The following is a 25,159-nucleotide window of genomic DNA, read 5'->3' as shown; positions in this document are numbered from 1 at the left end:
GTCGGGTGCGGCGGCCCCTTCGCCGTCGCTCAGCGCGTCCTGCCCATCCGCCGCTTCGGCAGGAACGTGAACACGGCGCCGCCCAGCAGGATCACCGTGCCGGCCACCAGGCCGAGCGCGCGCAGGGCGCCGTCGTTCGAGGCGCCCGTCTCGGCGAGGCCGCCGCCGGTGCCGCCCGCGCTCGTGGCGGAGCCGGACGAGCCGGAGCCCGAGGAGCCCGAGCCGGTGCTGCCCGAGGCGCCGCCCTCGACCGCCGACGTGTCGAGTTCGAGGGAGACGTCGGCCTTGGTCGGGGTGCAGGTGGTCGTCGTGCCCAGGGCCTTCACCGTGAGGACGCCCGGGGACAGCGTCGACTTGCCGTCGGCGCCCGGCTTGTAGGTGCCGGTCAGGTCGGGGATGGTCATCGGGTCGCCGGTCTTGATGGGCTCCTTGTTGGTCGGGCCCTCGACGTGGACGGTGCCCTTGTCGGCGCCGCCCAGCTTCACCTCCATCGACGGCTTGACCGAGTCGGCCGGGATGTCGGCGGGGCTGTCCATGACGGACTTCTTGAACTGGACGGTCAGGGCGTAGTTGCCGCCGTCCTTCTTCGCGTTGATCTGCACCGGGGACGTCGCGCTCTTGTCACCGATGGGCGTCTTGCAGGCGTAGGGCGTGCTGACCTCCTTGCCCGTGAAGTCGGTCTGGCCGCTGCCGCCGCCGGTGGATCCCCCCGCGGTGGAGCCGCCCGTGCTCGTCGTGCTGCCGCCGGTCGAGGAACCGCCGCCGGTGGACGTACCGCCGCCGCTGGACGACGACCCGCCGCCGGTGGTCGTGCCGCCGCCGCTCGTCGTACCGCCCGAGCCCGACGAGCCGCCGCCGTCGGTGACCTTGATGGTCGCGCCGGGCTTCACGGTCTCCTTCGGCGAGCACTTGGTGTCCGTGGAGACGGGCTTGCTGACGTTGATGGTGTACGCGTCCGGGGTGAGCGTCAGGTCCCCGGCTTTGGTCAGCTTGATCTTGCCCTTCATCGTGGACAGCTTCATGGGGCTGTTCTTGGGGATCGCCGGGTTCTCCCGCGGCCCGGACATGGCGATGTCGGCGACCTGCGCCCCGGCCGCCTTGAGCGTGCCGGTGGGCTGCACGGTGTTCTCGCCCAGGTCGAGGACGTCCGGGTTCTTGGAGGCGGCCTGGACGAACTTCCAGGTCACCTCGACCTCGTCGCCCACCTTCGCGGTGGCCGGGGCCGTGATCTCGGCCTCCGTGGTGCCCTCGACCGGGTCGAGCCCGGAGATCGCGGGCGGGATGCACTCGGTCTTGTACGAGACGTCGGCGGCCTGCGCGGGGGACGCGAGGAACAGCAGTCCCGCCCCGCCGAGCACCAGGGCGGCGCCGGCCGCACTGACTCTCCGTTGGGTGCTCACGTGTTTCCTTTCGTCGTCGGGCTGTTGTCGGGCGGTGCGGAGAGCTGACCGGCCGCCGGTGCCCCCGGAGCGGTGTCCGGGGTGAACCAGGGCAGGGTGGTCGTGGTCGTGGTGGGGGTCCCGTTCGGTGGTGCGGCGGGGACGGCCGGAGCCGGCTTCCCCGGATCCTGCTGCGGGATCCTCAACCTGGGCAGTTTCACCGTGAGTTCGGCAAGGCGCTGGGCGCCGCGGTGGCGGCCCTGCGCAAAGTGCCGGTCGCGCGGCCCGATCCGGTCGACGACGGCCATGCCGATCCGGAACACGGCGGCGGGCACGACGACGCAGAGCAGGATCCAGAAGAGCGTGACGCCCCAGGGGCGGCCCACGCCCCAGGGCTGTTCGGCGAGGACCTTGCCGTCGTACTTCAGCGAGACCAGATAGCTGCCGTGGGCGCCCGCCGACAGTTCCACGGGGAGGGTGATCCGCGCCTTGCGGCCCGGCTGGACGGTGCCGCGCCACTGCTGCTCCTCCCACTGGGGCGCGAACACCCCGTGGGACGTGCCGACCTGGAAGACCGGGTTCTTCACGGCGTTCGAGCCGACGTTGCCGACGGTGAAGGTGAACTTCCGCGAGGGCGGCGCCCCGAACCAGGTGAGGATGCCGCTCGATCCTTCGAGCCGGGTGTCGGTGACCATGGACAGGCTGCCGCCCGCGGACTCCTTCGGCAGCGCCTTCACCGGGTGTCCCGCCACCAGGAACGCGGCGTCCGCCTGCTGCTTCTGCCCGGTCGCGGTGGCCACGTGCACGACGCAGGGGCACGCCGCGGGCGGCTCGGCGACCGGCAGCTTCTTGCTGAACGTGCCGGCGGCGGTGGTGGTGACGGCGAGCCCGTCGGCGTTGGCGCAGGAGTTGGTGCCGCCGATGACGCCGCGGTCGGGGCTCGACTGCCCGCAGATCAGCAGCATCAGCAGCGCCTTCGACCCCCAGCCCGTGCCCTTCACGGTGACCGAACCGCCCGTTCCCGCCTGGGACCTGGAGAGCGTGACGGCCGGTTTGCCGTCGGCTGCCGCCGCCCAGGGAGCGGCTCCCGCGACCAGCGCGGCGACGAGGGCCAGGACGGTGAGCAGCCGCGGTGCGCGGGCCCTGCGGCGGTTCATGGCGTTCCCCTTTGGGTGCTCGGGTTCCGTCGGTTGCTGAGGAGTGGGATGCGCAGGGGCCGTCTGCTGCCGCCTCGGCTGCGGACGTACCAGGAGGCGGCGCAGCCCGCGCCCGCGAGTACGGCGAGGCCGCCGCCGAGCGCGCCCCAGGGCACGAACCGGGCCGTGGCCGTCGCCGAGCCGGTCGCGCCGCCGCCCGCGGTGACCGTCACCTTCACGTCGACCGAGTCGAGCGCGGGGGCGCCCGGCCACGGCTCGGTGAGGGTGACGCGGCGGCCCGGAAGCAGCTCGACGGGCAGCGTGCGGGCGCGCTTGTCGAGGACGGTGCCGAAGACCCCGTCGGCCTTCACCGCGAGGCGGGGCGTGAGCGTGGTGTTGCCGCGGTTCACCACGTCGTACGCGATGGAGTCGCCGTGCTCGACGCGTACGTGCTCGACGGTGAGCGCGGAGAGGGTGGGGCCGCTGACCCGCAGCCGGATGCTGACCCCGGCGTCCCGGCCACCGCCGCTCGCCAGGATCGCGCCCGGGTGGTCGCCCGGGGTGGCTCCCGTGGGGACGGTGACCGTGAACGGGACCTCGGCGCGGGTGCGGGCCGGGACCTTCACCGTCCGCTCGGCGAAGCGGATCCAGGCACCGGTGTCGCGGGCCTTCCTGCGCAGGCCCAGGGCGCCGTCGGTGCGGTTGTCCGCGTCGGCGCCGCGCAGGGTGACGGTGAGCGGCCTCGTCGTCGGGTTGGTGACGGCCACCTTGTCCTCCAGGACGGTGCCGGGGGTGCCCTCCGCGTAGATGTACGGACGGCCGTCGTCCGCGGCGGGGCGTGAGCCGCCGCCCGCGGAGGGGGTGAGCGTCCAGGTGGGGGTGGCTGCCGCCGCGGTTCCGGGCACCTCGGCGCCGCCCCATGCCAGGAGGGCGGCACCGAGCAACGCCCAGGCGCCGTGGCGGCCTCGGTTTCGTTCGCGAGCGCGGGTCATGCGTGGTTGCTCGCGCTCACGCGGCGGTAGCCGCATATCGACACTGCCCCGCGCCCCTTCAGGGCGCCGATCGCCTGCGGCGGGTCAGCCAGAGGCTGCCTGCCGCCCCCACCAGCAGGACCGTTCCCCCCAGCGTGCCCAGTGCGACCGCCGAGTCCTCCGGGCCCGTCTGCGGGAGTTCGCCGCCCGACGGGGCCGACTGGGAGGAGCCGGACGAGCCGGAACCGGAGGAGCCCGCGCCGCCGGCGGCCGCCTTGACGTCCAGCTGCAGGGACGGCTTCGGGCTGTTGGAGGGCGTGCACGTCGTCGTCGTGCCGAGCGCCTTGATGGTCAGGACGCCGGCCGTGAACGTCACGTTGCCGCTCTTCTCCGGCGTGTACGTGCCGGTCAGGTCGCTGATCTTGATGGGGGTGTTGGCGGGGATCGCCGCCGCGTTCGCGGGCCCGGTCGCGGTGAACTGGCCGGAGTCGGCGCCGCCCACCTTGATGATCGCGCTGGGCTTCATCGCGCCCTTGCCGAGTTCGACCGGGCTGGAGGAGACGCCCTTCTGGAAGGACATCGTGATCTTGTAGCCGCTGCCGCTCTTGACGGACTTCATGTCGATCGGGGAGACGGCGCCCTTCTTCCCGATCGGCGTCGCGCACTGGTAGTTGACGTTCTGCACCGTGGCCGAGGCGGTGGGGGCGGCCATCAGCACCGCCGAGCCGGCCAGGGCCGCGCTGAGCGCGAACGCGGCGGTTCGTTTCTGGTACGTCCGGTACGACACCTCGAGATTCCCTTCACACCGACGGTTACTGACGGTTCATCAGATGCGGGTGGCTCAAGGTACGCCCGGGGCCTTGCCGAGGGAAGACAAAGAGCGCCCCGGATCGAAGACGATCCAGGGCGCTCGGAAATACGTACGAAACGCGACTCAGGCGGGGGCGCCGACCTCGGCCCACACGGTCTTCCCGGTGACCCCCGGGGTGCGCACGACCCCCCAGTCGAGACAGAGCCGCTGGACGATGAACATGCCGTGACCACCGGGGCGGCCCGCGCGGTGCGGGGTGCGCGGGGCGGGCTGGCCCGCGCCGCGGTCGGAGACCTCGATGCGCAGCACCTTGTTGGACGCGGAGTCCCCGTAGAACAGGGCCAGCTCGTCCGGGCCCTCGGCGTGCAGGCAGGCGTTGGTGACCAGCTCGGAGACCACGAGCAGGACATCCTCCGCGGCGGCTCTGCGGTCCGCGGTCGAGGCGGGCAGCCAGCCCCACGCGTGCAGCGCGTCCCGGGTGAAGTCGCGGGCCAGCGGCACGATGCCGCTCGCGTCGCCCAGGCTCAGCCTGCGGACCTGGCGTCCCTCACCGGCCGGCTCGTCACCGGACTCGGGGCCGCGGTCGCCCGGCGAGTAGGGCCGGGTGGTGCTCATCAGCACTTCACCTCACCGATTCACCAATTCAGCTTCAGGGATCTTCAGAATTCAAAAGGGTCGGGGTTCAAGGGGTCGGGTCGTCGCCTTCGTCGGATGTGCTCGCCCCCGGTCGGAGGTCTCCTGCCCGGCCCGGCGGCGGGAACACCCCCGACTTGTGCGGAGGCCTTGTGACGGTGGTAACGCCTCGATCACGCAGAGACAACTGGAGCGTAACTTCTGCGTCTCGCGGGCGCGCGCCGTTTCGGGGCCTTCGGGTCACTCCGCGGCGAGCGCGGCTTCCAGTGATTCATGGACGGTGAAAACGGCCTCCGCGCCGGTGATCTCGAAGACCCGGGCCACCACCGGCTGCATCCCGGCCAGATGGACGCCGCCACCGGCGGCCTCGGCCTTGAGACGGGCACCCAGCAGCACGTTGAGCCCCGTCGAGTCACAGAACTCCAGCCGGGAGCAGTCGACAATGAGCCGGGAAAGTCCGCTTTCGAGGCATTCATCCAGGGGTTCTCGCAACAGGTCGGCGGTGTGGTGATCCAACTCACCCGCCGGGGTCACCACGGCGCTGGCCCCCTCTTGTCGCACCTCGACCAGAAGCCGGCCCCTATGTGCGCTGCCGACTGTCCCGCGGTCCATGACGCCCCTCTCCCGCTCAAGCTCTGCACTGCTACGAACTGCTCACGACGTGCGGTTGACGCCCTCGAACACTACGCCTTCTCCACGCGGCACGGCACCCGAACAACCCCTAGGAATTGGACATTTCGCCATCAAGCGCACTTGCGACCCGGCGAGTAAAGCGGGTAGGCCTAGTAAGGACAGCAACCGACCACGGCCGGCTTTGGAGGCGCCGCACACCGTAAGTGCACGTATGGGCATCGGCAGCCATATGCCGAGAACGATGGAGGACATCATGTCACCCCGGCTCGACGAATCGCGTACTGACCAGGCGACGTCGACTCTCCCCCCGGACCCCCGAATCGACGTCGACACCAGCGGTGGCGTCGCCTCCGGCGCGCGTACCCACGACGCATCCGGCCACACCGACTTCCCGGAAGGTCTTGAGGGCCTCCCGGAGATCCCGCCTTACGACGAGGTCGCCCCGCTCGACGCGCGAGCGCTCTCCAAGACGCTCTTCGAACGTCTCGAGTCCCTCGAAGAGGGCACCCACGAGTACGCGTACGTCCGCAACACGCTGGTCGAGCTCAATCTCGCGCTGGTGAAGTTCGCGGCCTCCCGGTTCCGCTCCCGCAGCGAGCCGATGGAGGACATCATCCAGGTCGGCACCATCGGCCTGATCAAGGCGATCGACCGCTTCGAGCTGAGCCGTGGCGTCGAGTTCCCGACCTTCGCGATGCCGACCATCGTCGGTGAGATCAAGCGCTTCTTCCGGGACACGTCCTGGTCCGTGCGCGTGCCGCGCCGGCTCCAGGAGCTCCGTCTCGACCTCGCCAAGGCGGGCGACGAACTCGCCCAGCAGCTCGATCGTGCCCCCACGGTGGGCGAGCTCGCCGAACGCCTGGGCATCTCGAACGACGAGGTCGTGGAGGGCATGGCGGCGTCCAACGCCTACACCGCGTCCTCCCTGGACGCCCAGCCCGAGGAGGACGACTCCGAGGGCGCCCTCGCCGACCGCATCGGTTACGAGGACCACGGCCTTGAGGGCATCGAGTACATCGAGTCCCTCAAGCCGCTGATCGCCGAACTGCCGTCGCGCGACCGCAAGATCCTGTCCTTGCGCTTCGTGGCGAACATGACGCAGTCGGAGATCGGTGACGAGCTGGGAATCTCGCAGATGCACGTGTCGCGGCTGCTGTCGCGCACGCTGGTGCGGCTGCGCAAGGGCCTGACGGTGGAGGAGTGAGCCCACCCGACGGTCCCTTATACGGTTCCACGCGCGAGCGGGCCCGCCTCCCTGATCCCCGGGAGACGGGCCCGTTCGCGTGCGGTGCCGGAGTGCTTCGGCCCTGGGGCCTGTCCGGCCCTGGGGTCTGTCCGGCCCTAGGCGCGCGTGCCGTGCGCCAGGACGGCGATGTGCGGGAGCGCCAACCGCCCGTCGGCGGCGGTCATCTCACCGGCCAGCCGGTCGTAGTGGGTGCGGGCGGCGGCCCGCTCGTCGTCCGTCAGGGCACCGATGATGCTGCCGACGGTGCCGATGCCCTCGTCGGTGAACCCGGCCCACCACGTGTCGGCGTCGGCGCGGTGCTCCCAGGTGAGCTCCTCGCCGTGTACGTCGTCCAGGCCGGCGGAGCGCAGCAGCCCGGCCACTCCTTCGCCGGTGCGCGCGAAGTCGATCTCGGGGCGGGGCAGGCCGGCGGGGCGTGACGCTCCGGACGCCTCCAGGGCGCGGCCGAGCAGGGTCTGCCCCGCGGCGTTGGGGTGGCGCCAGAGCGTGACGGCGACACGGCCGCCGGGACGCAGGACGCGGCGCAGTTCGGTGAGCGCGGCGACGGGGTCCGCGACGTGGTTGAGCACGAAGTTCGCGGTGACGGCGTCGAACTCATCGTCGGGGAAGGGCAGTTCAGGCAGTGCGGCGCGTTCGGCGCGGGCCTCGGGGACGCGGGCCCGGGTGGCCGTCACCATGTCCGGCTCGGCATCGACGGCGGTGAGGTGCGCGCCGCGCGTACGGGCCGCCTCGACGACGCTTCCGGTGCCGCACCCGACGTCCAGGTGCCGGGTGCCGCGGGTGACGCGGGCGGCGTCGAGCAGGGCGGGCACCGGGTGGGCGCACAGCCGCTCCGCACTGCGGCGGTAGGCGGCTGCGCGCCCGGCCCACATACGTCGTTCGTGGGCGTCGAAGGGGAACTCCTGCTGGGTTGTCGCCGCGGTCGCCATGGGGCGAGCCTACGAGGCCGGCGCGGGTCCGCCGCCGTCAGAGGCTGCGGGCGGCGATGTCACCCTGGCCGGTGGTGGCGCGGACGGCCAGGTCCGGGGTGCCGCCGGTGTTCTTCAGGGCGTTGCTGACCCGGCCGCGGCCGGTGCCCGCGTCCAGCGAGGCGGACGTTCCGGCGGCGGCGCCGACGGTGATGTCGCCCAGCTGGGTGCTGAGGGTGAGGGTGCCCCGTGCCGCCTCGGTGACGGTCAGGTCGCCTCGCTGGGTGCTGAGTTCACCGTCGCCCGCGAGACGGCCGACGGTGATGGCGCCGTCCTGGAGCGCGATGCGGGCGCTCGCCGCCTCGGCCAGTTCGACGGGGCCCTGCGCGCCGTCGACGACGACGTTCCCGAGCCGTCCCTCGGCGCGCAGTTCGGCGAGCGAGGCGGTGAACTCCAGGTGGGAGCCGGCGGGCAGCTGCACGGTCACCTCGACCGAGCCGGACGAACCGAAGGCCTGGCTCTTCGCCTCCGGGGCCGCGATCCGCAGCACGCCGTCGGCGTACGCGGCCGTGGTCCGCTCGGCGGCCTTCACGTCACGGCCCTTGGCGGGGTCGGCGGGGCGGATGTCGACGGTGGTGTCGGCGCGGTCCGCGGCGACGACGTGGACGCGGGCGGCGGGGGTGGCGACGACGGCGGTGAGGGCGGCGGGGGTGCTGAAGCTCTGCATGACGGTGTCTCTCCTGATCGACGACTGCGGCTCGCCGATGCGGCTCGCCGTTTCCGATAAGAGAAACGCTACGTTGCGTTCAAGAATCCTTCAACGCACCAGACGCATCACAGCCCTGTAATTGCAGGCCAGAGTCCCGAAATTGTTGCAATGAATGAGAATCTAACGCAACACCCTCTCCCCGCACCGTTGCAATGAGCTCACGGTGAACGCTCCGTTTGGGGAGGGCTTGACCGGGTCCGTGACCTGCGGCTTAGGGTGATCGCCGCAGAACAGGAGCCCCCGCCCATGACCAGCTCGTCCACCCTTTCCGTACGGGCCGTGTCCCGCGAGGAACATTTGGCGCATCTCACCCTCTATCCCGGCGCCAGCCATCTCCAGATCCCCGAGTGGGGCGCGGTGAAGCCCGACTGGACGGCGGAGAGCGTGGGCTGGTTCAGGGGGTCCGTCATGGTGGCGGCCGCGCTGATCCTGTACCGCCCGCTGCCCGGCACGCGCCGCTGTCTCGCCTACGTCCCCGACGGCCCCTCGCTCGACTGGCACGACCCGCGCCCGGAGCGCCTGTTGGAGCCGCTGATCGCGCACGTGGAGGCGCGTGGGGCGTTCTCCCTGCGGATCGGTCCCCCGCTCGTCGTGCGCCAATGGGAGCCGGCCACCGTCGCGGAGGGCATCGCCGACAGCGGCGTACGGCATCTGCACGGCATGGCCGCCGACCACATCGACGGGGCCGCCCTGGAGGCCGGGGAGCGGCTGCGGCGGCTCGGGTGGCGGCCCTGCGCGGACGGTGACGACACCGGGTTCGGGGTGGGGCAGCCCCGGTACGGCTGCCATGTGCCGCTCGCCGGGCGGTCGGCGGCCGAGGTGCGCGCGGGTCTCGCCCCGCACTGGCGCGAGGCGCTCGAAGTGTCCGAGGCGGCCGGCGTCAGGGTGGCCTGGGGCAGCGCCGCCGACCTGCCCGACTTCCACGGCCTGTACGCGGCGACGGCGGCCCGCGACGGCTTCAAGGCCCGCCCGCTCTCGTACTTCCAGCGCATGTGGGAGGCGCTCAACTCCCAGGACGGCGACCGCCTGCGCCTCTATCTCGCCGAGCACGACGGGGAGGTGCTCTCGGCCGCGCTGATGATCTCGGTCGGCACCCGCGTCTGGCACTCGTACGCGGCGTCCGGCCCCAAAGGCCGCGAACTGCGCCCCAGCAACGCCCTGTTGTGGCGGATGCTGGGCGACGCCCGGGCGGCGGGCACGCACACGTACGACCTGCGCGCGGTCAGCCCCCTGCTCACCCCCGACAACCGCCTCCTGGGCCGCCTCCGCTTCAAGACGGGCGCGGGCGCCCGGGCGGTGGAGTACCTCGGCGAGTGGGAACGCCCCGTCGGGACTCAAGGGCGGGTGCTGCAGCGGGCGTTGGGGATGTATCTGGGGAGGCGATGAGGCGGTCGTGCCACGCTGCTCGACGACGACCGGGTACGGGGAGCGGTGGCCGACATCCTGACCACCGGCGTCCACGAGCCGGGGCGCAAGGGGTTCACGGCCGCGTACTTCCACACGCCCGCCGGTCTGGCCGAGGAGATGACCGCGGCGGGCCTGACCGACGTCTCCCTCCACAGCGTCGAAGGTCCGGCCCTGCAAGCGGCCCGAGGGAGGCAGTCATGACTCGTCGGCGGATCCGGGAGACCAGGATTCTGACGGGGCGCAAGAAGTGGCCGTTCTACGTGTTCACGCGCGTGACGGACCCGGTCGCTCTGGAGGCGCTCCGCAGCCACCTCCACGAGGTGCACGGTGCGCCGTGGTGGCCGGATCGGCGCTGGGAGGGGATGGTCGCCGATCACTGCGCACGGCACGACCGCGAGGGGTGGGACACCCACTCCCATCGGCACATCCCCGAGACCAGCTGGGAGTGAGCCCGGGGACGGTGCGCCTCACACTTCACGGCCCCGGCTCGTCGTACCGGTCAGAACCCGCAAGGAACCGAGATCCAGGGAGCTGACCATGACTGTGCCAGTGGAGCGTGTGGAAGGCGTCAACGTGTCGGTCGTCTACTTCAGTGCGACCGGCACCGTGCACACCCTCGCCGAGGCCGTCGCCGAAGGGGCGCAGAAGGCCGGGGCGCGGGTGCGGTTGTGCCGGGTGACGGAGGAAGAGGGCGGGGCCTCGGCCGGGGACGTGGAGTGGGGGGACGCCGTGGTGTTCGGGACGCCCGCGCGGTTCGGGAATCCGGCGGCCCCGTTGCGGGCGTTCATCGAGTCGCTGGGGCCGCTCGGGTTCCGGGGCGCGCTCGCCGACAAGGTGTACTCGGCGTTCACCGCGTCCAACTCCGCGCACGGCGGCCAGGAGTCGACACTGCTGGCGCTGGCCAACACCTTCTACCACTGGGGCGGCATCATCGTCCCGCCCGGCTACACCGACCCGATCCAGCTCAAGTCCGGTAACCCGTACGGCGCTTCGCACGTGTCGGGCGAGGGCGCGCCGGGCGAGGTGTCGCTGGAGGCGGCCCGCTATCTGGGGCGGCGGGCCGTCTCCGTCGCTTCCGCGTTCAAGGCGGGCCGCGCCGTGCTCGGCGGGGCCGGCTGAACCGGCTCAGGCGCGCACCCCCGCCCGCCACACCTCGTTCACCAGCGGCACTCCCGGCCGGTACGCGAGGTGTACGTGACTGGGGGCGTCCAGGATCGCCAGGTCGGCGCGGGCGCCGGGAGCCAGGTGGCCGATGTCCGTGCGGCGCAGCGCCGTCGCGCCGCCCGCCGTCGCCGACCAGAGCGCCTCGTCCGGGGTCATGCCCATGTCCCGTACGGCCAGGGCGATGCAGAAGGGGACCGAGGACGTGAAGGACGAGCCCGGGTTGCAGTCGGTGGAGAGGGCCACCGTCACGCCCGCGTCCAGCAGGCGGCGGGCGTCCGGCCACTCGGCACGCGTCGAGAACTCGGCGCCGGGGAGGAGCGTCGCCACGGTGTTGCCGCTCGCCAGGGCGTCCACGTCGGCGTCCGTGACGTGCGTGCAGTGGTCGGCCGACGCGGCGTCCAGCTCGACGGCCAGTTGCACACCGGGGCCGTAGGAGAGCTGGTTCGCGTGGATCCGGGGCAGCAGGCCCTTCGCCTTGCCCGCCGTCAGGATCGCCCGCGCCTGGTCGCCGTCGAACGCGCCCTTCTCGCAGAACACGTCGATCCAGCGGGCGTGCGGGGCGCAGGCGTCCAGCATCTCGCCGGTCACCAGGTCGACGTACGCCGCCGGGTCGTCCGCATAGTCGGGCGAGACGATGTGCGCGCCCAGGTACGTGACCTCGTCGGTGTGGGCCGACGCGAGGCGCAGGGCGCGTGCCTCGTCGTGCGTCGTCAGGCCGTAGCCGGACTTCGTCTCGAAGGTGGTGGTGCCCTGGCGGAGGGCCTCCGCCAGGTAGTGGGTGAGGTTCGCCTCCAGCTCGGCGTCCGTCGCGGCGCGGGTCGCCGCCACCGTCGTACGGATGCCGCCGGCCTGGTAACTCCGGCCGGACATACGGGCGTTGAACTCGGCCGTGCGGTCGCCCGCGAAGACCAGGTGGGAGTGCGAGTCCACGAAGCCGGGGATCACGGCGCGGCCCGCCGCGTCGTGCACCTCGTCCGTCGCGGGGACGGCGGACGCCGGGCCCACCCAGGCGATCGTGTCGCCGTCGATGACGAGCGCGGCGTCCTTCAGCAGGCCCAGGGGGCCCTCGCCGAGGTCGGGGTTGTTCGTGACCAGGGTGGCGATGTTGGTGACGGCCGTGGTCGTGGTCGTGGTCGTGGTCATGGTTCCTCTTCCGGAGGGCTGTCAGGGCTGGCTGTCAGTGCAGGGCCGCGATCGCCTCCGTCAGGGCCTTCGCCACATCGCCGACCTGGACGTGCTCCCCGTCCCGTACGATCCTGCGCCCGTCCGCGACGACGTCCGTGACGTCCGCCGCGCTCGCCGCGAACACCGCCGTCTCCGCGCCCAGGCGGGGCAGCGCGCCCGCCGTGCGGACCGAGCCCAGGGTGACCGTGACCAGGTCGGCGCGGGCGCCCGGCTCCAGGGTGCCGGCGTCGTCCCAGCCGAGCGACGCGTGGCCGTCGACGGACGCCGCGCGCAGCAGCGCCGCCGCCGTCCAGTGGCCGCGGGTGCGCGAGCGCAGGCGCTCGTTCAGCTCCATCGCGCGGGCCTCCTCGAAGAGGTCGATCACCGCATGGCTGTCCGAGCCGAGGGAGAGTGGGGAGCCCGCCTGTTGCAGGGCGACCGCGGGGCCGATGCCGTCCGCCAGGTCGCGTTCCGTCGTCGGGCACATGCAGGTGCCGGTGCCCGAGCCGCCGAGCAGCTTGATGTCGGCGTCCGTGAGGTGGGTGTTGTGGACGCCGGTGGCGCGGGCGCTCAACACGCCGTGGTCCGCGAGGAGTTGGGTCGGTGTGCAGCCGTGCGCGGCCTGGCACGCGTCGTTCTCCGCGGTCTGCTCGGAGAGGTGGACGTGCAGGGGGGCGCCGCGCTCGGACGCCCACTGCGCGACCGTCGCCAGCTGGTCCGCCGGGACCGCCCGCACCGAGTGGACCGCCGCGCCGATCTTCGCGTGCTCCCGCGCCGTGAGGAGCGAGGCGCGCTCGGCCCACGCCTGCGTCGTGCCGTCGGAGAAGCGCAGCTGGTGGTGGTCGGGCTCCTTGCCGAAGCCGGACGAGACGTACGCCGTGTCGAGGAGCGTGATGCGGATGCCCGCGTCGGCCGCCGCCGCGATCAGCGCCTCGCCCATCGCGTTCGGATCGGCGTACGGGGCGCCGCCGGGCGCGTGGTGGACGTAGTGGAACTCGCCGACCGCCGTGATGCCCGCGAGCGCCATCTCCGCGTACACGGCCCGCGCGAGCGCGTGGTACGTGTCCGGCGTGAGCCGGTCCGCGATGCCGTACATGACCTCGCGCCACGTCCAGAACGTGCCCGAGCCGACCTGCACGGTCGAGCGCAGGGCGCGGTGGAAGGCGTGCGAGTGGGCGTTGGCGAGGCCCGGCAGGGTCAGGCCGCGCAGGATCTCGGCGCCGGGGGGCGGGGTGTCGGCCCCGGTGCGGACCGCCGCGACGCGTCCGTCGCGGGACACGTCCACCGCCACGCCCGGTTCGACGTGGCTGCCGAGCCAGGCGTGTTCGAGCCAGTACGTCGTCGTCACCGCTCGCTCCGTGTGCTCCACCGTCACTTGCAGGCCAGCCCTTCCAGTACGTCGGCCAGTGCGCGCACCCCGGCGAGGCAGTCGTCCTCCGCGGCGGATTCCGCCGGGGAGTGCGAGACGCCGGTCGGGTTGCGTACGAACAGCATGGCGGTGGGGATCCGTGCGGCGAGGATTCCCGCGTCGTGTCCCGCGCCCGTGCCCAGGACGGGGACGCGCAGCTCGTCCGAGGACGTACCGGTACCGAGGATGCGGGCGAGCTCGTCGCGCAGCGCGTGGTCGAACTCGACGACCGGGGTGAAGGACTCGCGGGTCAGCGACACGTCGATGCCGTGCGCCTCGCCGTACTCGCGGGCCGCCTTCTCGATCGCGGTGACCGTCCGGTCGAGGGCCTGCTGGTCGGCGGCGCGCGAGTCGAGCCAGCCGCGGACCAGCGACGGGATGGCGTTGACGCCGTTCGGCTCGACCGCGATCTTGCCGAACGTGGCGACGGCGCCTGCGAGCCGGGCCTCGCGGCGGGCGGCCAGGACCGTCTCCGCGTAGGAGAGCATCGGGTCGCGGCGGTCGACCAGGCGGGTGGTGCCCGCGTGGTTGGCCTCGCCCGCGAAGTCGAACCGCCAGCGGCCGTGCGGCCAGATGGAGCTGGCGATGCCGACCGCGTCACCGGAGAGGTCGAGGGCGCGGCCCTGCTCGACGTGGAGTTCGATGAACGCGTCGATGCGGGAGAGGCGTTCGGGGTCGGCGCCGATGGCCTCCGGGTCGTACCCGGCCTTCTCCATCGCCTGCGGGAGGCCGACGCCGTCGCCGTCCTTGAGCGCGTACGCCTGCTCACGCGTGAGCACCCCGGAGGTGAGGCGGGAGCCCACGCAGGCCAGACCGAAGCGGGCGCCCTCCTCGTCACCGAAGTTGGTGATGGCGAAGGGGCGGGTGAACTCCGCTCCCCTGCGGCGGAGTTCGTCCAGGGCGGCGAAGGAGGAGACCACGCCGAGGGGGCCGTCGAACGCGCCGCCGTCGGGGACCGAGTCCAGGTGGGAGCCGGTGACGACGGCGCCGCCTGCCTCGGGGTCGCCGAGCCAGGCCCACTGGTTGCCGTTGCGGTCGAGTTCGTACGTCAGGCCGCGGGTCTCGGCCTGGGCCCTGAACCAGGCGCGGCAGTCGGCGTCGGCGCCCGTCCAGGCGTGCCGGCGGTAGCCGCGGGAGTCCTTGTCCTGGCCGATCGGGAGCAGGTCCCGCCACATCTCCAGGAAGTCGGGGCCCACCGTGGGGGCGTTGCTCACTTGCTGTCGTCCTCTCGCATCGGAATCCTGACCCCGCGCTCGTCCGCCACCGACTCGGCGATGTCGTACCCGGCGTCCACGTGCCGGATCACTCCCGTGCCCGGGTCGTTCGTCAGCACCCGGCGGATCTTCTCGCCGGCCAGCGGGGTGCCGTCGGCGACCGTGACCTGGCCCGCGTGGATCGAGCGGCCCATGCCGACGCCGCCGCCGTGGTGGATCGAGACCCAGGACGCGCCGGACGCCACGTTCACCATCGCGTTCAGGAGCGGCCAGTCGGCGATGGCGTCGGAGCCGTCCCTCATGGCCTCGGTCTCGCGGTACGGGGAGGCGACGGAGCCGCAGTCCAGGTGGTCGCGGCCGATGGCGAGCGGGGCCTGCAGCTCGCCGGACGCCACCATGTCGTTGAAGCGCTCGCCCGCCTTGTCCCGCTCGCCGTAGCCGAGCCAGCAGATGCGCGCGGGCAGGCCCTGGAAGTGGACCCGCTCGCCCGCCATCCTGATCCAGCGGGCCAGTGATGCGTTCTCGGGGAAGAGATCGAGGATCGCGCGGTCGGTCTTGTGGATGTCGCTCGCCTCGCCGGACAGCGCCGCCCAGCGGAACGGGCCCTTGCCCTCGCAGAACAGCGGCCGGATGTAGGCGGGGACGAAGCCGGGGAACGCGAACGCCCGCCCGTAGCCGGCCAGTCGGGCCTCGCCGCGGATCGAGTTGCCGTAGTCGAAGACCTCGGCGCCCGCGTCCATGAAGCCGACCATGGCCTCGACGTGCCGGGCCATCGACTCACGGGCCCGCGTCGTGAAGCCGGCCGGGTCCTTGGCCGCGTAGGTCTTCATGTCGTCGAAGTCGACGCCGAGGGGGAGGTAGGCGAGCGGGTCGTGCGCGGAGGTCTGGTCGGTGACGATGTCGATGGGCGCGGACTCGGCGAGCATCCGCGGCAGCAGCTCCGCCGCGTTGCCGAGCAGGCCGATGGAGAGGGGCCGGCGGGCGTCGCGGGCCTCGACCGCGAGGCTCATCGCGTGCTCCAGGGAGTCGGCCCTCACATCGAGGTACTGGTGGGCGATGCGGCGCTCGATGGCGCGCGGGTCGCAGTCGACACAGATGGCGACGCCGTCGTTCATGGTGACGGCGAGGGGCTGGGCGCCCCCCATGCCGCCGAGCCCGGCGGTCAGGGTGATCGTGCCCGCCAGGGTGCCGCCGAACTTCTTGGCCGCCACCGCCGCGAACGTCTCGTACGTGCCCTGGAGGATGCCCTGGGTCCCGATGTAGATCCAGGAGCCCGCGGTCATCTGGCCGTACATGGTGAGGCCGAGCGCCTCCAGGCGGCGGAACTCCTCCCAGTTCGCCCAGTCCCCCACCAGGTTCGAGTTGGCGAGCAGGACGCGCGGCGCCCACTCGTGGGTCTGCAGCACACCGACCGGGCGCCCGGACTGGACGAGCATCGTCTCGTCCTGCTTGAGGGTCTTCAGGGTGCGCACCATCGCGTCGAAGGAGCGCCAGTCGCGGGCCGCCTTCCCGGTGCCGCCGTAGACGACGAGCTCGTCGGGGTGCTCGGCGACCTCGGGGTCGAGGTTGTTCTGCAGCATGCGCAGGGCGGCTTCCTGCTGCCAGCCCAGGGCGCTCAGCCGTGTACCGCGCGGGGCTCGTACGGCTCGGGGTCCTGACGTCATGCCTGCCTCCCGGTGTACGTACGTCTGCTGATGATGGAGCTATTCATATCCTGCGGTTCTGAATAGACCTAGTCAATACGTGGTCCGGACCCCACCCCGGTGGTTGTCTGGCCCCCATGGCATCCATGGACGCGTCCACCGTTCCCCTGCCCGGACTCCCCGCCCGCCGCGCGCAGGCCCGCGACGAGGCCGTACGGGCCGCCGTCGCCCAGGGCCTGGTCGGGCCCGCGGCCCCGGTCGCCGGGCTGCTCGACGTCGCCGGCATCCGGGCCTCCGCCGCCGCCGTACGCGCCGCCTTCGACGCGGTCACCGCCCCCGGCACCCCGGTGCTGCACGCCTTCGCGGTGAAGGCGACCCCGCTCGTGCCGGTGCTGCGGCTGCTCCACGAGGCCGGGATGGGCGCCGAGGTCGCGAGCCCCGGCGAGCTGGCCCTGGCCCGCGCCGCGGGGGTCTCGCCCGCGCGGACCGTGCTCGACTCCCCCGCCAAGACCGGCGCCGAACTGCGCGAGGCGCTCGCGCTCGGCATCGCCGTCAACGCCGACAATGCGCAGGAGCTGGCCCGCCTCGACACCCTCGTCACCTCCGCGCCGACCCGCTCCCCGCTGGGCATCCGGGTCAACCCGCAGATCGGCGCCGGGTCGATCGGCGCCCTGTCCACCGCGACCGCCACCTCCAAGTTCGGTGTCGCGCTGCGCGACGAAGGGGCCCACGACTGGCTCGTGCGCGCCTACCTGGACCGGCCGTGGCTGACCCGGCTGCACACCCACTCCGGGTCGCAGGGCGTCCCCCTGGAGCTGATGGCGCAGGGCGTGCGCGCCGTGTACGAGCTCGCCGAGGAGATCAACGCGGCGGCCGGGCGGCAGCAGATCGACACCCTCGACATCGGCGGCGGCCTCCCGGTGAACTTCGGCTCCGACGAGGACCTGCCCGACCACGCCACGTACGCGAAGCTGCTCGCCGAGACCGTGCCGGGGCTCTTCGACGGGCGCTACGGGCTCGTCACCGAGTTCGGACGCTCACTGCTCGCCAAGCACGGCATCACGCTCGCGCGCGTGGAGTACGCGAAGGAGACCGGCGGCCGCCCGATCGCCCTGACCCACGCGGGCGTCCAGGTGGCGACCCGGACGGTGTACATGCCGGGATCGTGGCCGCTGCGGGTCGTCGCGTACGACGCCGAGGGCCGGCCCAAGTCCGGGCCCGGCGTCGCCCAGGACATCGCGGGACCGGCCTGCTTCGCCGGTGACCTGCTCGCCGAGAACCGCGAGCTGCCGCTCCTGGAGGCGGGCGATTACGCGGCCGCCCTCGACACCGGCGCCTACTGCTTCGCCCACCACTACTCGTACAACTCGCTGGCCAGGCCGGGCATCTACGGCTTCACGACGACGCCGGAGGGGGTGCGGTTCGCGACCGTGCGGGAACCACAGGCCATCGAGGACATCGTGGCCGAATCCGGCGGGGCGCACCGCGGGGCGCTGACCGGCCTGTGACGTGCGGGGCACGCGTGACTGCCGTGTCCTGAACACCCCTGCTTTCCGGGCGGGTTGGCGGATTCTAGACCCTCGCCGAATGTTCCACTGGAAAATGCCAGAACGCTCACCAGGTCGCCGTACAGTGCGTAGCGTCTTCGTCACACGCGCATCAGCAGTGCTCTGAGCGTGCGGAAGTGGCGACAGGTGGGGAGTTTCAGGCGTGCCCGGAATCGACGAGTGCCTGCTCGAGGCCATGCGACTGCCGGGGGCGCGCGGTGCCTCCGTCGTCGACTGGACCAGTGGTCTCGCGCTGGGCACGATCGGGGACTCACCCAACGGCGACCACGAGGCCACCGCCACCGAGGCCGCCGAACTGGCCCGGCTCGCCGCCGAGCACCGGGCGTTCGCGCCCGCCGACGGCAACGACTGGACGCAGGGCACGAGCGGCCCCGACGGCGACAAGACACCGCCCGTCGAGGACGTCATCGTCACCAGCCGCGACGGCTACCACCTGCTGCGGTTCGTGCCGACGACGTTCGACAGCAGCGTCTTCCTGCATCTGTGGCTGGACCGCGGCGAGGGCAATCTCGCGCTCGCCCGGCTCCGGCTCGCCGACCTCGCCGACCGGCTGGTCCTGGGATGAGTGCGGCACCCGCCCCCGCGGGCGTCTCCCCCATGCTGAACAGACTCGCTTCGGAGCGGGCCACCGGTGCGCTGATCCGCGAGCACGGCACCCTCTACCTCGCCGACGGCCGGATCGTGCACGCCGAGTCCCCGGCCACGCCCGGCATGGACGTGCTGCTGACCGCGGGCGGCGCGCTGCAGGCGGACCGCTGGTGGGAGGCGGTCGACCGGGCCGGGGCCCGGCGCGGGGTCGGCCGCTATCTCGTCGAGCACGGGCCGCTGACCGACGGCGCGCTCGAACTGTGCCATCTGGGCGCGCTGTTCGACGCCGCGTACTTCACGCTGGCTCCCAGCAGCGGGCCGACCCGCTTTCGCTACGGGGTCTCGCACTGGTTCGGCTCGGTGCGGCCGGTGCCGGTGGCGACCGTCGAGCGGGAGACGCTGCGCCGCCGTGACCTGCTGCAGCGGATCTGGCCCGAGCCGGACACCGACACGGCGCCGCTCACCCGGGCCGGCGTCCACGATGTGCGGGTGCCGCCGCGCCGCCGCCGGGTGCTGGACCTGGTGGACGGCGAGCGCACCGCGTCCCAGATCGCGCTCGCCCTCGGCAGACCCGCGTACCACACGCTGGTGGATCTGCGCCGGCTCGCCGCGGGCGGCCTGATCACCACCGCGCCCCCGGTACCGCCGGTGACCGCCGCCCCGCCCGAGTGGCTGGCGCAGGCCGCCGTGGACGACCCCGACGTGGCCCTGCTGCGCCGGCTGCGCGACGCACTGGAGGCACTGTGATCCGTCTCCGGCGCACCACCCGGACCGTCGCTTCCGACACCTCCGAAGGGAGACCGCCGATGGCGGACGAGGCCGAAGTCCTCGGCGAACTACAGCGGTTGAGAATACGGGTGCCCCAGGTCACGGGCGCGCTCGCGGCCAGCGTCGACGGGCTCGTACTCGCCCAGGACACCTCCGGCGTCGAACCGGAGGGCGTGGCCGCGCTGACCGCCGCCGCGCTCGGCGTCGCCCAGCGCCTCGCGGACGCCACGGGACAGGGCGTCTTCCGTGAACTCCTGGTGCGCGGCTCGCGCGGTTACGTCGCCACGTACGCGGCCGGGGACACCGCGGTGCTCACCCTGCTCGCCGAGGACCGTGTCAACGTCGGACGGCTCCATCTGGAGGGCCGCAGGGCCGGCGCCAAGGTCGGCGAACTCGTCGAGGCCGCGGCGGCCGAGCCCGTGGTGCGCACCCGGGGCCGGGCCCGCGCCCGCACCACCTCGACGACCGACAGCGGACTCCCGGTCAGAACCCCCAGGCCCACGGAGCCGGGCCCGCTCCCCGAGAGCGCGCTGCAGCCCAGAACGGCCCGTTGACGGCCACGACCACAACACCACCCGGCCACCGGCACAGCCACGCACACAGCCCCGAGTCCACCCACCGGCACAGTCACACGGACAGCTGCTCGGACAGTCAGCTGCACAGGAAAGGACCCATCACCATGGCCAACACCGAGACCGCCCTCAAGGACGCGCTCGCCTCCATCGAGGGCGCCAGCGCGGCCGCGCTGGTCGACTACACGAGCGGCATGGCCCTCGGGACGATCGGCGGCTCCAAGTCGTTCGACCTGGAGGTGGCGGCGGCGGGCAACACCGACGTCGTCCGCGCCAAGCTGCGCACCATGGAGCACCTCGGCATCAAGGACGAGATCGAGGACATCCTGATCACACTCAACAGCCAGTACCACCTGATCCGCCTGATCAAAGGCCGCGGCGGCAACGGCCTGTTCCTCTACCTCGTGCTCGACTCCGCGCGCGCCAACCTGGCGATGGCCCGCCACCAGCTCAAGAAGATCGAGTCCGACCTGGAGGTCTGACGGCCTGATACGTCGGTGACGCCGCGCCCCGCCGGGCGCGGCGTCACCCGCGCTCGCCCCGGTCGCCCGGTCCGGTCGCCCTTGACGTGCTTGCCCGCGGGGGGGGCTCAGGACACCCTGTCGGCCGCCCAGCTCGCCAGCACCCTGAGCCTCTCCTCCGTCGGCGAGCCCGGCTGAGGGGTATAGACCACGAGGACCTGGTCCTGTTCGCCGGAGACGCTCAACGTCTCGTACGGCATGACGAGTTCACCCACGACGGGATGCAGCAGCCGCTTGGCCCCGTGGGTCTTCTCCTTGACCTGGTGGTCCGCCCACAGCCGCCGGAATTCCTCGCTGCCGAGCGACAACTCGCCCACCAGGACGGCCAGTTGCGGGTCGCGGGGGTGCAGTCCCGCGTCCAGGCGCAGATGGGCCACCGTCTCGGCGGCGACGGCCCGCCACTCCGGGTACAGCTCGCGGGCCGCGGGGTTCAGGAACACCTGCCGCGGCATGTTCCGCTCCTCGGGCGCCATCGCCGAGAAACCGACGACGGCGTCCCCGAGCGCGTTCCACGCCAGTACGTCCATGCGTCGGCCGAGCACGAACGCGGGCGCCTTCTCGATCGTGTCGAGGAGCAGCCGCAGTCCGGGCCGCACCCGCTGCCCCGGGCCCGCGCCGTCCGTCCGGCGCCGGGTGCGCGCGGGCCTGGCCACCGAGCGCAGATACGCCTGCTCGGTCTCGTCGAGCCGCAGCACCCGCGCCACCGCGTCCAGCACGGCGTCGGAGACTCCCCCGGAGTTCGTCCGGGAGGTGCCCCCCGACCCGCGGCCCTGTTCGAGGCGGATGTAGTAGTCGACGCTGACCCCGGCGAGCTGCGCGACCTCCTCGCGCCGCAGCCCCGGCACCCGCCGCCGCCCGTGTCCGGGAAGCCCGACCTCCTCGGGCTGGATGCGGGCGCGCCGCGACCGCAGGAAGTCCCCTATGCCGCTCAGATCCCCGTGCTCGTCCATGGGTCAGATCCTAGGCACCGCGCGCCCGCGCATCCTGGTACTGCGAAACCCAGGAAAGACCCGGCCCTGGGTAAGCCCGCGGACCCGGACCAGAGTGCTGCCCATGACGAACACCACCCCGCACCCCTACGCCTCCCTCTCCGGCCGCACCGCCGTGATCACCGGCGCCGCCAGCGGCATGGGCGAGGCCACCGCCCGCCTGCTCGCCGCGCACGGCGTCCGCGTCTGCCTGCTGGCCCGCCGCGCCGACCGGCTCACCGAACTGGCGGAGAAGATCGGGGCCGAGGGCGGCCGTGCGCTGGCCGTGCCCGCGGACCTCACGGACCAGGCATCCGTGGACGCGGCGGCCGAGCAGGTCCACGCCGCCTACGGCCGCGTCGACCTGGTGGTCAACGCGGCCGGCGTGATGCTCCCCAACCCGATCGCCGACGGCCGCACCGACGAGTGGCAGCGGATGCTCGACACGAACGTCACCGGCGCGCTGCGCGTGATCCGCGCCTTCACCCCCGGCCTGATCGCGGCGGCGCGGGACGGCGGCACCGCCGACCTGGTCAACATCTCCTCGATCGGCGCACACGTCCCGTTCCCGAACTACGCGGTGTACGGGGCGACGAAGGCCGCGCTGACGTATCTGTCGCAGTCCCTGCGCACGGAGCTCGGCCCGCACGACGTCCGCGTCACCAACATCGAACCGGGCCTGACGGACACCGAGTTGGGCAGCCACGTCGACAACGCGGAACTCTCCGCGCAGCTGGACGGCATGTTCGACGCGCTCATCGGGCTCTCGTCGGACGACATCGCGGACCTGATCGCGTACACGACGAGCCGCGCCCGCCACGTGAATCTGCGCCAGGCGATCGTGCTGCCCACCCGTCAGGCCTGACCCGGCGGGCCGCTCACTCCTCCCAGTCGGAGTCCTGCCGCCCGCGCTCCGCGCGCTCGCGCCGCCACTGCGGCGGCCAGCCCCCGGCATGCACCGCGTTCACGCCGACGATGCCGCCCCAGGCGATCAGCAGCCCCGGCAGATGGGCGTTGGCCACGGCGATCGCGGAGAGCGGGATCGCGAGGACGAGGGAGACCGCGGTGAAGCCGAAGCGCTCGCCCCAGCCGTCGCCGGTGCGGCCGCGGCGGGCGCCGCGGGCGACGGTCGTCCGCTCCTCGGCGAGCTGCCGCCGCACCCGGCGGTCGACGACGGAGTCGAGCCGCTGTTCGACCTTGTCGAGGAAGGACTCGACGAGCGCGGAGTCGTACTCCTCGCCGAGCTCCCTGCGGGCCTGCAGCGTGGCGTCGAGTTCCTTCTTGAGTTCGGCGTCACGCGCACCGTCGCGTGCGCCGTCGCGTGTGCGTTCGGGTGCGTCCATACCGTCGTACGGTACGGAGCCGGGGACCGGTACGCAGTGGGGCTAACCCCCCTCTTCGACGAGGGCCCGGTCGCGGCAGGTCACGACAGCAGGGCCACCACCCCGGAGTCCAGGTCGAACCGGGCCGCGGCCACGACCGTCCCGCCCCCGCCGATCGCGGGGTCCGCCCGGAGCGTGTCGCGGACGGAGCGGGCGTGCCGGCGCACCGTGTGGTCGGCCCAGTCGCCGGGCAGGCCGCGGCAGGCGCGGGCGGCCGGCGCAATGGAGTCGACGAGGCGGCCGAGGTGGCCCGGGGCGGGCGCGCCGACGGCGACATGGGCGAGGGCGGCGGCGACGGCACCGCAGCGCTCGTGCCCGAGGACGAGGACGAGCGGCGCGCCGAGTTCGCCGACCCCGTACTGCACGGATCCGAGCACGGCGTCGTCGAGCACCTCGCCCGCCGTCCTGATGCACAGCAGGTCGCCGAGTCCCTGGTCGAAGACGATCTCGGGCGGGACGCGGGAGTCGACGCAGCCGACGACGACGGCGAACGGCCGCTGGGCGGCGGCGAGCACCTGGCGCACGTCGCGCCCCTGGTGCGGATGGCGGGAACGGCCCTGCGCGTAGCGGAGGTTGCCGTCGAGGAGGGTGGACAGGGCCTCGTGGGCGGATCGGGGTCGCGGGGACGGGGCGGCGACGGCCGGGACGGCCAGCAAAGGAGCCAGGGCGGCCGTCGCCGTCAGGAAGATCCTGCGTTGGGGCACATACGCACGGTAAGAGCCCGTCACTCACCGTGGCTAGACCGCGTCGGCGACTCTTGATCGTTCCGTCGCCCGATCATGCCCGTTCCGAGATCAACGGCGCGTCGTGCGCGACCGGGCCGAGGATCGTCTCGGCCGGTATGTGCGAGGTGTCGCGCCGGGCGAGCAGCCAGTACAGGGCGGCCGGGACGACGAGCCCGACGATCCAGGAGATGTCGGCGCCGCCGAGCGGTGCCACGGCCGGACCGGTGTAGAACGAGGTGGCCAGGAACGGGAGTTGGGCGGCGACCCCGACCCCGTACACGACGAGCGCGTCCCACCGCCAGGCGCCGTAGCGGCCGCGCGGGTCGGCGAGGGCCGGGATGTCGTACTTCTCGCGCGAGATCAGGTAGAAGTCGACGAGGTTGATCGCCGACCACGGCGTGAAGAACGTCAGCAGGAAGAGCAGGAAGTCCTTGAACGAGGACAGGAAGCTGTCCTTGCCGGCGAGGGCGACGGCCGTGCCCGCGACCATGATGACCGCGATGTACGCGGCGCGGACGCGCGGCGAGATGGCGCGCTGGCCGCGGAAGCCGCTGACGCCGGTGACCATCGACATGAAGCCGCCGTACGTGTTGAGCACGTTGATGGTGAGCTTGCCGAGGGCGATCACGAAGTAGAAGAAGGACGCCACGAGGCCCGCGCCGCCGAGTGTGACGACGTAGCCGACCTGGTCGTCGAGGAACTTGCCGCCCGCGCTCGCGGCGACGAACACCCCGAACGTCATCGACCACTGCGAGCCGAGCGCCGAGCCCGACAGCGTCCACCAGAAGGTGGCCTTCGAGCTGGTGGAGCGGGGCAGATAGCGCGAGTAGTCGGCGACGTACGGGCCGAAGGCGAGCTGCCACGACGCGGAGAGCGAGACGGCGAGCAGGAACATCGGCAGCGAGAAGTGCGCGTCGCCCAGCAGGTCCCCGAGGTCGACGCGGTCGAGGAGCCGGATGCCCAGGTACACGAAGGCCAGCGCGCAGACGACGCTCGCGACCCGGCCGAGCGCGTGGATGACGCGGTAGCCGACGGCGGCCATGACGGCGGTGACGGCGGCGAAGAGCACGATGCCGGTGGTGTCACCGGTGTGGGTGAGGCGGGCCGTGGCCTCCCCGGCGAGCACGCTGCCGCTGGCGAAGAAGCCGACGTACATCAGGATCACGAGGAGCAGCGGGACGACCGCCCCGCGCACGCCGAACTGCGCCCGTGACTGGATCATCTGCGGCAGGCCGAGCTTCGGCCCCTGCGCGGAGTGCAGCGCCATCACGGCGCCGCCGAGCAGATTGCCGAGCACGAGGCCGATCAGCGACCAGACGACGTCGCCGCCGAAGACGACGGCGAGCGCGCCGGTGACCACGGCCGTGATCTGGAGGTTGGCGCCGAGCCAGAGGGTGAACTGGCTGAACGCGTGTCCGTGCCGCTCACCGTCCGGCACGACATCGATGGAGTGCCGCTCCACTACCGCTGCCATGAGAGTCTCCCCTTGCCCGCTCTGTATATCGTCATGCAGAGTTCTCGGTGAGTGAATAATTTGTCAATGGCCGCGTGTAAATCGCAGGTAAATCGCGGTCACGTCGC

Annotated in this window: 27 protein-coding genes; 11 read left to right on the top strand and 16 right to left on the bottom strand. The window is 72.5% G+C overall.

What is annotated here, in order from left to right:
• Positions 1–29: 29 nt before the first annotated feature.
• The 6 genes from J3486_RS35995 to J3486_RS35970 form a co-directional block, all read right to left on the bottom strand.
• Positions 30–1,400, bottom strand: coding sequence for a hypothetical protein (locus J3486_RS35995; protein WP_307805085.1), 1,371 nt, complete (start codon positions 1,398–1,400; stop codon positions 30–32).
• Entirely contained in the window at positions 1,397–2,536 is a 1,140-nt protein-coding gene (locus J3486_RS35990; RefSeq protein ID WP_207828002.1) for a hypothetical protein, read from the bottom strand. The genes J3486_RS35995 and J3486_RS35990 overlap by 4 nt, the downstream gene beginning before the upstream one ends.
• Positions 2,533–3,507 (bottom strand): hypothetical protein, encoded by a 975-nt coding sequence (locus tag J3486_RS35985; RefSeq protein WP_207828001.1) that lies wholly within the window; start codon positions 3,505–3,507, stop codon positions 2,533–2,535. Before J3486_RS35985 ends, J3486_RS35990 begins: the two co-directional genes overlap by 4 nt.
• Before the next feature lie 58 nt (positions 3,508–3,565).
• Positions 3,566–4,273: an LPXTG cell wall anchor domain-containing protein gene (locus tag J3486_RS35980; protein WP_207828000.1), complete on the bottom strand. Its 708-nt coding sequence runs from the start codon at positions 4,271–4,273 to the stop codon at positions 3,566–3,568.
• 147 nt (positions 4,274–4,420) lie between these two features.
• Positions 4,421–4,912 carry an ATP-binding protein gene (locus J3486_RS35975; protein ID WP_207827999.1) on the bottom strand — a complete coding sequence of 164 codons (492 nt, stop codon included), beginning with the start codon at positions 4,910–4,912 and terminating at the stop codon, positions 4,421–4,423.
• A gap of 258 nt (positions 4,913–5,170) precedes the next feature.
• Positions 5,171–5,542: an STAS domain-containing protein gene (locus J3486_RS35970; RefSeq protein WP_207827998.1), complete on the bottom strand. Its 372-nt coding sequence runs from the start codon at positions 5,540–5,542 to the stop codon at positions 5,171–5,173.
• A gap of 262 nt (positions 5,543–5,804) precedes the next feature.
• On the opposite strand from J3486_RS35970, the gene J3486_RS35965 reads away from it, so the two are divergent.
• Entirely contained in the window at positions 5,805–6,767 is a 963-nt protein-coding gene (locus J3486_RS35965) for an RNA polymerase sigma factor SigF (protein WP_207827997.1), read from the top strand.
• Positions 6,768–6,904: 137 nt separating this feature from the next.
• On the opposite strand, the gene J3486_RS35960 is transcribed toward J3486_RS35965, so the two are convergent.
• Positions 6,905–7,738, bottom strand: a complete 834-nt coding sequence (locus J3486_RS35960; RefSeq protein WP_229379134.1) for a class I SAM-dependent methyltransferase — start codon at positions 7,736–7,738, stop codon at positions 6,905–6,907.
• Positions 7,739–7,775: 37 nt separating this feature from the next.
• Positions 7,776–8,444: a DUF4097 family beta strand repeat-containing protein gene (locus tag J3486_RS35955; protein ID WP_207827996.1), complete on the bottom strand. Its 669-nt coding sequence runs from the start codon at positions 8,442–8,444 to the stop codon at positions 7,776–7,778.
• A 288-nt stretch (positions 8,445–8,732) separates the two neighbouring features.
• Between J3486_RS35955 and J3486_RS35950 the strand changes: the two genes are divergently transcribed.
• The 4 genes from J3486_RS35950 (at position 8,733) to J3486_RS35935 (ending at position 11,012) form a co-directional block, all read left to right on the top strand.
• Positions 8,733–9,872: a peptidoglycan bridge formation glycyltransferase FemA/FemB family protein gene (locus J3486_RS35950; protein ID WP_207827995.1), complete on the top strand. Its 1,140-nt coding sequence runs from the start codon at positions 8,733–8,735 to the stop codon at positions 9,870–9,872.
• A gap of 45 nt (positions 9,873–9,917) precedes the next feature.
• Positions 9,918–10,094, top strand: coding sequence for a hypothetical protein (locus tag J3486_RS35945; RefSeq protein ID WP_229379133.1), 177 nt, complete (start codon positions 9,918–9,920; stop codon positions 10,092–10,094).
• On the top strand, positions 10,091–10,342 hold the full coding sequence (locus J3486_RS35940) for a hypothetical protein (RefSeq protein WP_207827994.1): 252 nt from the start codon (positions 10,091–10,093) through the stop codon (positions 10,340–10,342). The genes J3486_RS35945 and J3486_RS35940 overlap by 4 nt, the downstream gene beginning before the upstream one ends.
• Positions 10,343–10,430: 88 nt before the next feature.
• Positions 10,431–11,012, top strand: a complete 582-nt coding sequence (locus J3486_RS35935) for an NAD(P)H-dependent oxidoreductase (protein WP_207827993.1) — start codon at positions 10,431–10,433, stop codon at positions 11,010–11,012.
• Positions 11,013–11,018: 6 nt separating this feature from the next.
• Here the strand turns inward: J3486_RS35935 and hutI are convergent, their stop codons facing one another.
• From hutI to hutU, 4 genes are read right to left on the bottom strand one after another with little or no spacing between them, the layout of a single operon-like run.
• The gene (hutI, locus tag J3486_RS35930) at positions 11,019–12,200 is read right to left on the bottom strand and encodes an imidazolonepropionase (protein ID WP_207827992.1); all 1,182 of its coding nucleotides are present in this window, start codon (positions 12,198–12,200) and stop codon (positions 11,019–11,021) included.
• Between the two features lie 34 nt (positions 12,201–12,234).
• On the bottom strand, positions 12,235–13,569 hold the full coding sequence (locus J3486_RS35925) for a formimidoylglutamate deiminase (protein ID WP_307805083.1): 1,335 nt from the start codon (positions 13,567–13,569) through the stop codon (positions 12,235–12,237).
• A 23-nt stretch (positions 13,570–13,592) separates the two neighbouring features.
• Positions 13,593–14,804, bottom strand: coding sequence for an allantoate amidohydrolase (locus J3486_RS35920; RefSeq protein ID WP_207828040.1), 1,212 nt, complete (start codon positions 14,802–14,804; stop codon positions 13,593–13,595).
• Between the two features lie 35 nt (positions 14,805–14,839).
• On the bottom strand, positions 14,840–16,507 hold the full coding sequence (gene hutU, locus J3486_RS35915; RefSeq protein ID WP_207827990.1) for a urocanate hydratase: 1,668 nt from the start codon (positions 16,505–16,507) through the stop codon (positions 14,840–14,842).
• 116 nt (positions 16,508–16,623) lie between these two features.
• Between hutU and J3486_RS35910 the strand changes: the two genes are divergently transcribed.
• From J3486_RS35910 to J3486_RS35890, 5 genes are all read left to right on the top strand, one after another.
• The gene (locus J3486_RS35910) at positions 16,624–17,994 is read left to right on the top strand and encodes a diaminopimelate decarboxylase (protein WP_207827989.1); all 1,371 of its coding nucleotides are present in this window, start codon (positions 16,624–16,626) and stop codon (positions 17,992–17,994) included.
• A 202-nt stretch (positions 17,995–18,196) separates the two neighbouring features.
• Positions 18,197–18,619 carry a hypothetical protein gene (locus J3486_RS35905; protein ID WP_207827988.1) on the top strand — a complete coding sequence of 141 codons (423 nt, stop codon included), beginning with the start codon at positions 18,197–18,199 and terminating at the stop codon, positions 18,617–18,619.
• Between the two features lie 32 nt (positions 18,620–18,651).
• Positions 18,652–19,389: a transcriptional regulator gene (locus J3486_RS35900; protein WP_307805082.1), complete on the top strand. Its 738-nt coding sequence runs from the start codon at positions 18,652–18,654 to the stop codon at positions 19,387–19,389.
• Between the two features lie 59 nt (positions 19,390–19,448).
• Positions 19,449–19,964 (top strand): roadblock/LC7 domain-containing protein, encoded by a 516-nt coding sequence (locus tag J3486_RS35895; protein ID WP_207827986.1) that lies wholly within the window; start codon positions 19,449–19,451, stop codon positions 19,962–19,964.
• Positions 19,965–20,089: 125 nt separating this feature from the next.
• Entirely contained in the window at positions 20,090–20,464 is a 375-nt protein-coding gene (locus tag J3486_RS35890) for a hypothetical protein (protein ID WP_207827985.1), read from the top strand.
• 107 nt (positions 20,465–20,571) lie between these two features.
• On the opposite strand, the gene J3486_RS35885 is transcribed toward J3486_RS35890, so the two are convergent.
• Complete coding sequence (locus J3486_RS35885; RefSeq protein WP_207827984.1) at positions 20,572–21,453, bottom strand: helix-turn-helix domain-containing protein; 882 nt, start codon at positions 21,451–21,453, stop codon at positions 20,572–20,574.
• Between the two features lie 103 nt (positions 21,454–21,556).
• On the opposite strand from J3486_RS35885, the gene J3486_RS35880 reads away from it, so the two are divergent.
• A complete protein-coding gene (locus tag J3486_RS35880; protein WP_207827983.1) occupies positions 21,557–22,336 on the top strand; it encodes an SDR family oxidoreductase in 780 nt (259 codons plus the stop codon).
• A 13-nt stretch (positions 22,337–22,349) separates the two neighbouring features.
• On the opposite strand, the gene J3486_RS35875 is transcribed toward J3486_RS35880, so the two are convergent.
• The 3 genes from J3486_RS35875 to J3486_RS35865 form a co-directional block, all read right to left on the bottom strand.
• Entirely contained in the window at positions 22,350–22,814 is a 465-nt protein-coding gene (locus J3486_RS35875) for a hypothetical protein (protein WP_207827982.1), read from the bottom strand.
• An 80-nt stretch (positions 22,815–22,894) separates the two neighbouring features.
• A complete protein-coding gene (locus tag J3486_RS35870) occupies positions 22,895–23,557 on the bottom strand; it encodes a carbonic anhydrase (protein ID WP_207827981.1) in 663 nt (220 codons plus the stop codon).
• A 73-nt stretch (positions 23,558–23,630) separates the two neighbouring features.
• Positions 23,631–25,052: a cytosine permease gene (locus J3486_RS35865; RefSeq protein ID WP_207827980.1), complete on the bottom strand. Its 1,422-nt coding sequence runs from the start codon at positions 25,050–25,052 to the stop codon at positions 23,631–23,633.
• Positions 25,053–25,159 lie beyond the last annotated feature (107 nt).

Origin of the sequence: Streptomyces sp. VRA16 Mangrove soil (assembly GCF_017377775.1) — a bacterium.
In the GTDB taxonomy this organism is placed as follows: Bacteria; Actinomycetota; Actinomycetes; order Streptomycetales; family Streptomycetaceae; genus Streptomyces.
This window is presented reverse-complemented; position numbering and strand designations above follow the sequence as displayed.

Bases quoted from the DNA above. Each gene is read 5' to 3' on its own strand.
- J3486_RS35950 (WP_207827995.1), top strand. From the start codon at position 8,733: ATGACCAGCTCGTCCACCCTTTCCGTACGGGCCGTGTCCCGCGAGGAA.
- J3486_RS35890 (WP_207827985.1), top strand. From the start codon at position 20,090: ATGGCCAACACCGAGACCGCCCTCAAGGACGCGCTCGCCTCCATCGAG.
- J3486_RS35970 (WP_207827998.1), bottom strand. From the start codon at position 5,542: ATGGACCGCGGGACAGTCGGCAGCGCACATAGGGGCCGGCTTCTGGTC.
- J3486_RS35985 (WP_207828001.1), bottom strand. From the start codon at position 3,507: ATGACCCGCGCTCGCGAACGAAACCGAGGCCGCCACGGCGCCTGGGCG.
- J3486_RS35975 (WP_207827999.1), bottom strand. From the start codon at position 4,912: ATGAGCACCACCCGGCCCTACTCGCCGGGCGACCGCGGCCCCGAGTCC.
- J3486_RS35955 (WP_207827996.1), bottom strand. From the start codon at position 8,444: ATGCAGAGCTTCAGCACCCCCGCCGCCCTCACCGCCGTCGTCGCCACC.
- J3486_RS35940 (WP_207827994.1), top strand. From the start codon at position 10,091: ATGACTCGTCGGCGGATCCGGGAGACCAGGATTCTGACGGGGCGCAAG.
- J3486_RS35865 (WP_207827980.1), bottom strand. From the start codon at position 25,052: ATGGCAGCGGTAGTGGAGCGGCACTCCATCGATGTCGTGCCGGACGGT.
- hutU (WP_207827990.1), bottom strand. From the start codon at position 16,507: ATGACGTCAGGACCCCGAGCCGTACGAGCCCCGCGCGGTACACGGCTG.
- hutI (WP_207827992.1), bottom strand. From the start codon at position 12,200: ATGACCACGACCACGACCACGACCACGGCCGTCACCAACATCGCCACC.
- J3486_RS35895 (WP_207827986.1), top strand. From the start codon at position 19,449: ATGGCGGACGAGGCCGAAGTCCTCGGCGAACTACAGCGGTTGAGAATA.
- J3486_RS35880 (WP_207827983.1), top strand. From the start codon at position 21,557: ATGACGAACACCACCCCGCACCCCTACGCCTCCCTCTCCGGCCGCACC.
- J3486_RS35875 (WP_207827982.1), bottom strand. From the start codon at position 22,814: ATGGACGCACCCGAACGCACACGCGACGGCGCACGCGACGGTGCGCGT.
- J3486_RS35920 (WP_207828040.1), bottom strand. From the start codon at position 14,804: ATGTGGCGGGACCTGCTCCCGATCGGCCAGGACAAGGACTCCCGCGGC.
- J3486_RS35965 (WP_207827997.1), top strand. From the start codon at position 5,805: ATGGAGGACATCATGTCACCCCGGCTCGACGAATCGCGTACTGACCAG.
- J3486_RS35885 (WP_207827984.1), bottom strand. From the start codon at position 21,453: ATGGACGAGCACGGGGATCTGAGCGGCATAGGGGACTTCCTGCGGTCG.
- J3486_RS35910 (WP_207827989.1), top strand. From the start codon at position 16,624: ATGGCATCCATGGACGCGTCCACCGTTCCCCTGCCCGGACTCCCCGCC.
- J3486_RS35900 (WP_307805082.1), top strand. From the start codon at position 18,652: ATGCTGAACAGACTCGCTTCGGAGCGGGCCACCGGTGCGCTGATCCGC.
- J3486_RS35960 (WP_229379134.1), bottom strand. From the start codon at position 7,738: ATGGCGACCGCGGCGACAACCCAGCAGGAGTTCCCCTTCGACGCCCAC.
- J3486_RS35990 (WP_207828002.1), bottom strand. From the start codon at position 2,536: ATGAACCGCCGCAGGGCCCGCGCACCGCGGCTGCTCACCGTCCTGGCC.
- J3486_RS35935 (WP_207827993.1), top strand. From the start codon at position 10,431: ATGACTGTGCCAGTGGAGCGTGTGGAAGGCGTCAACGTGTCGGTCGTC.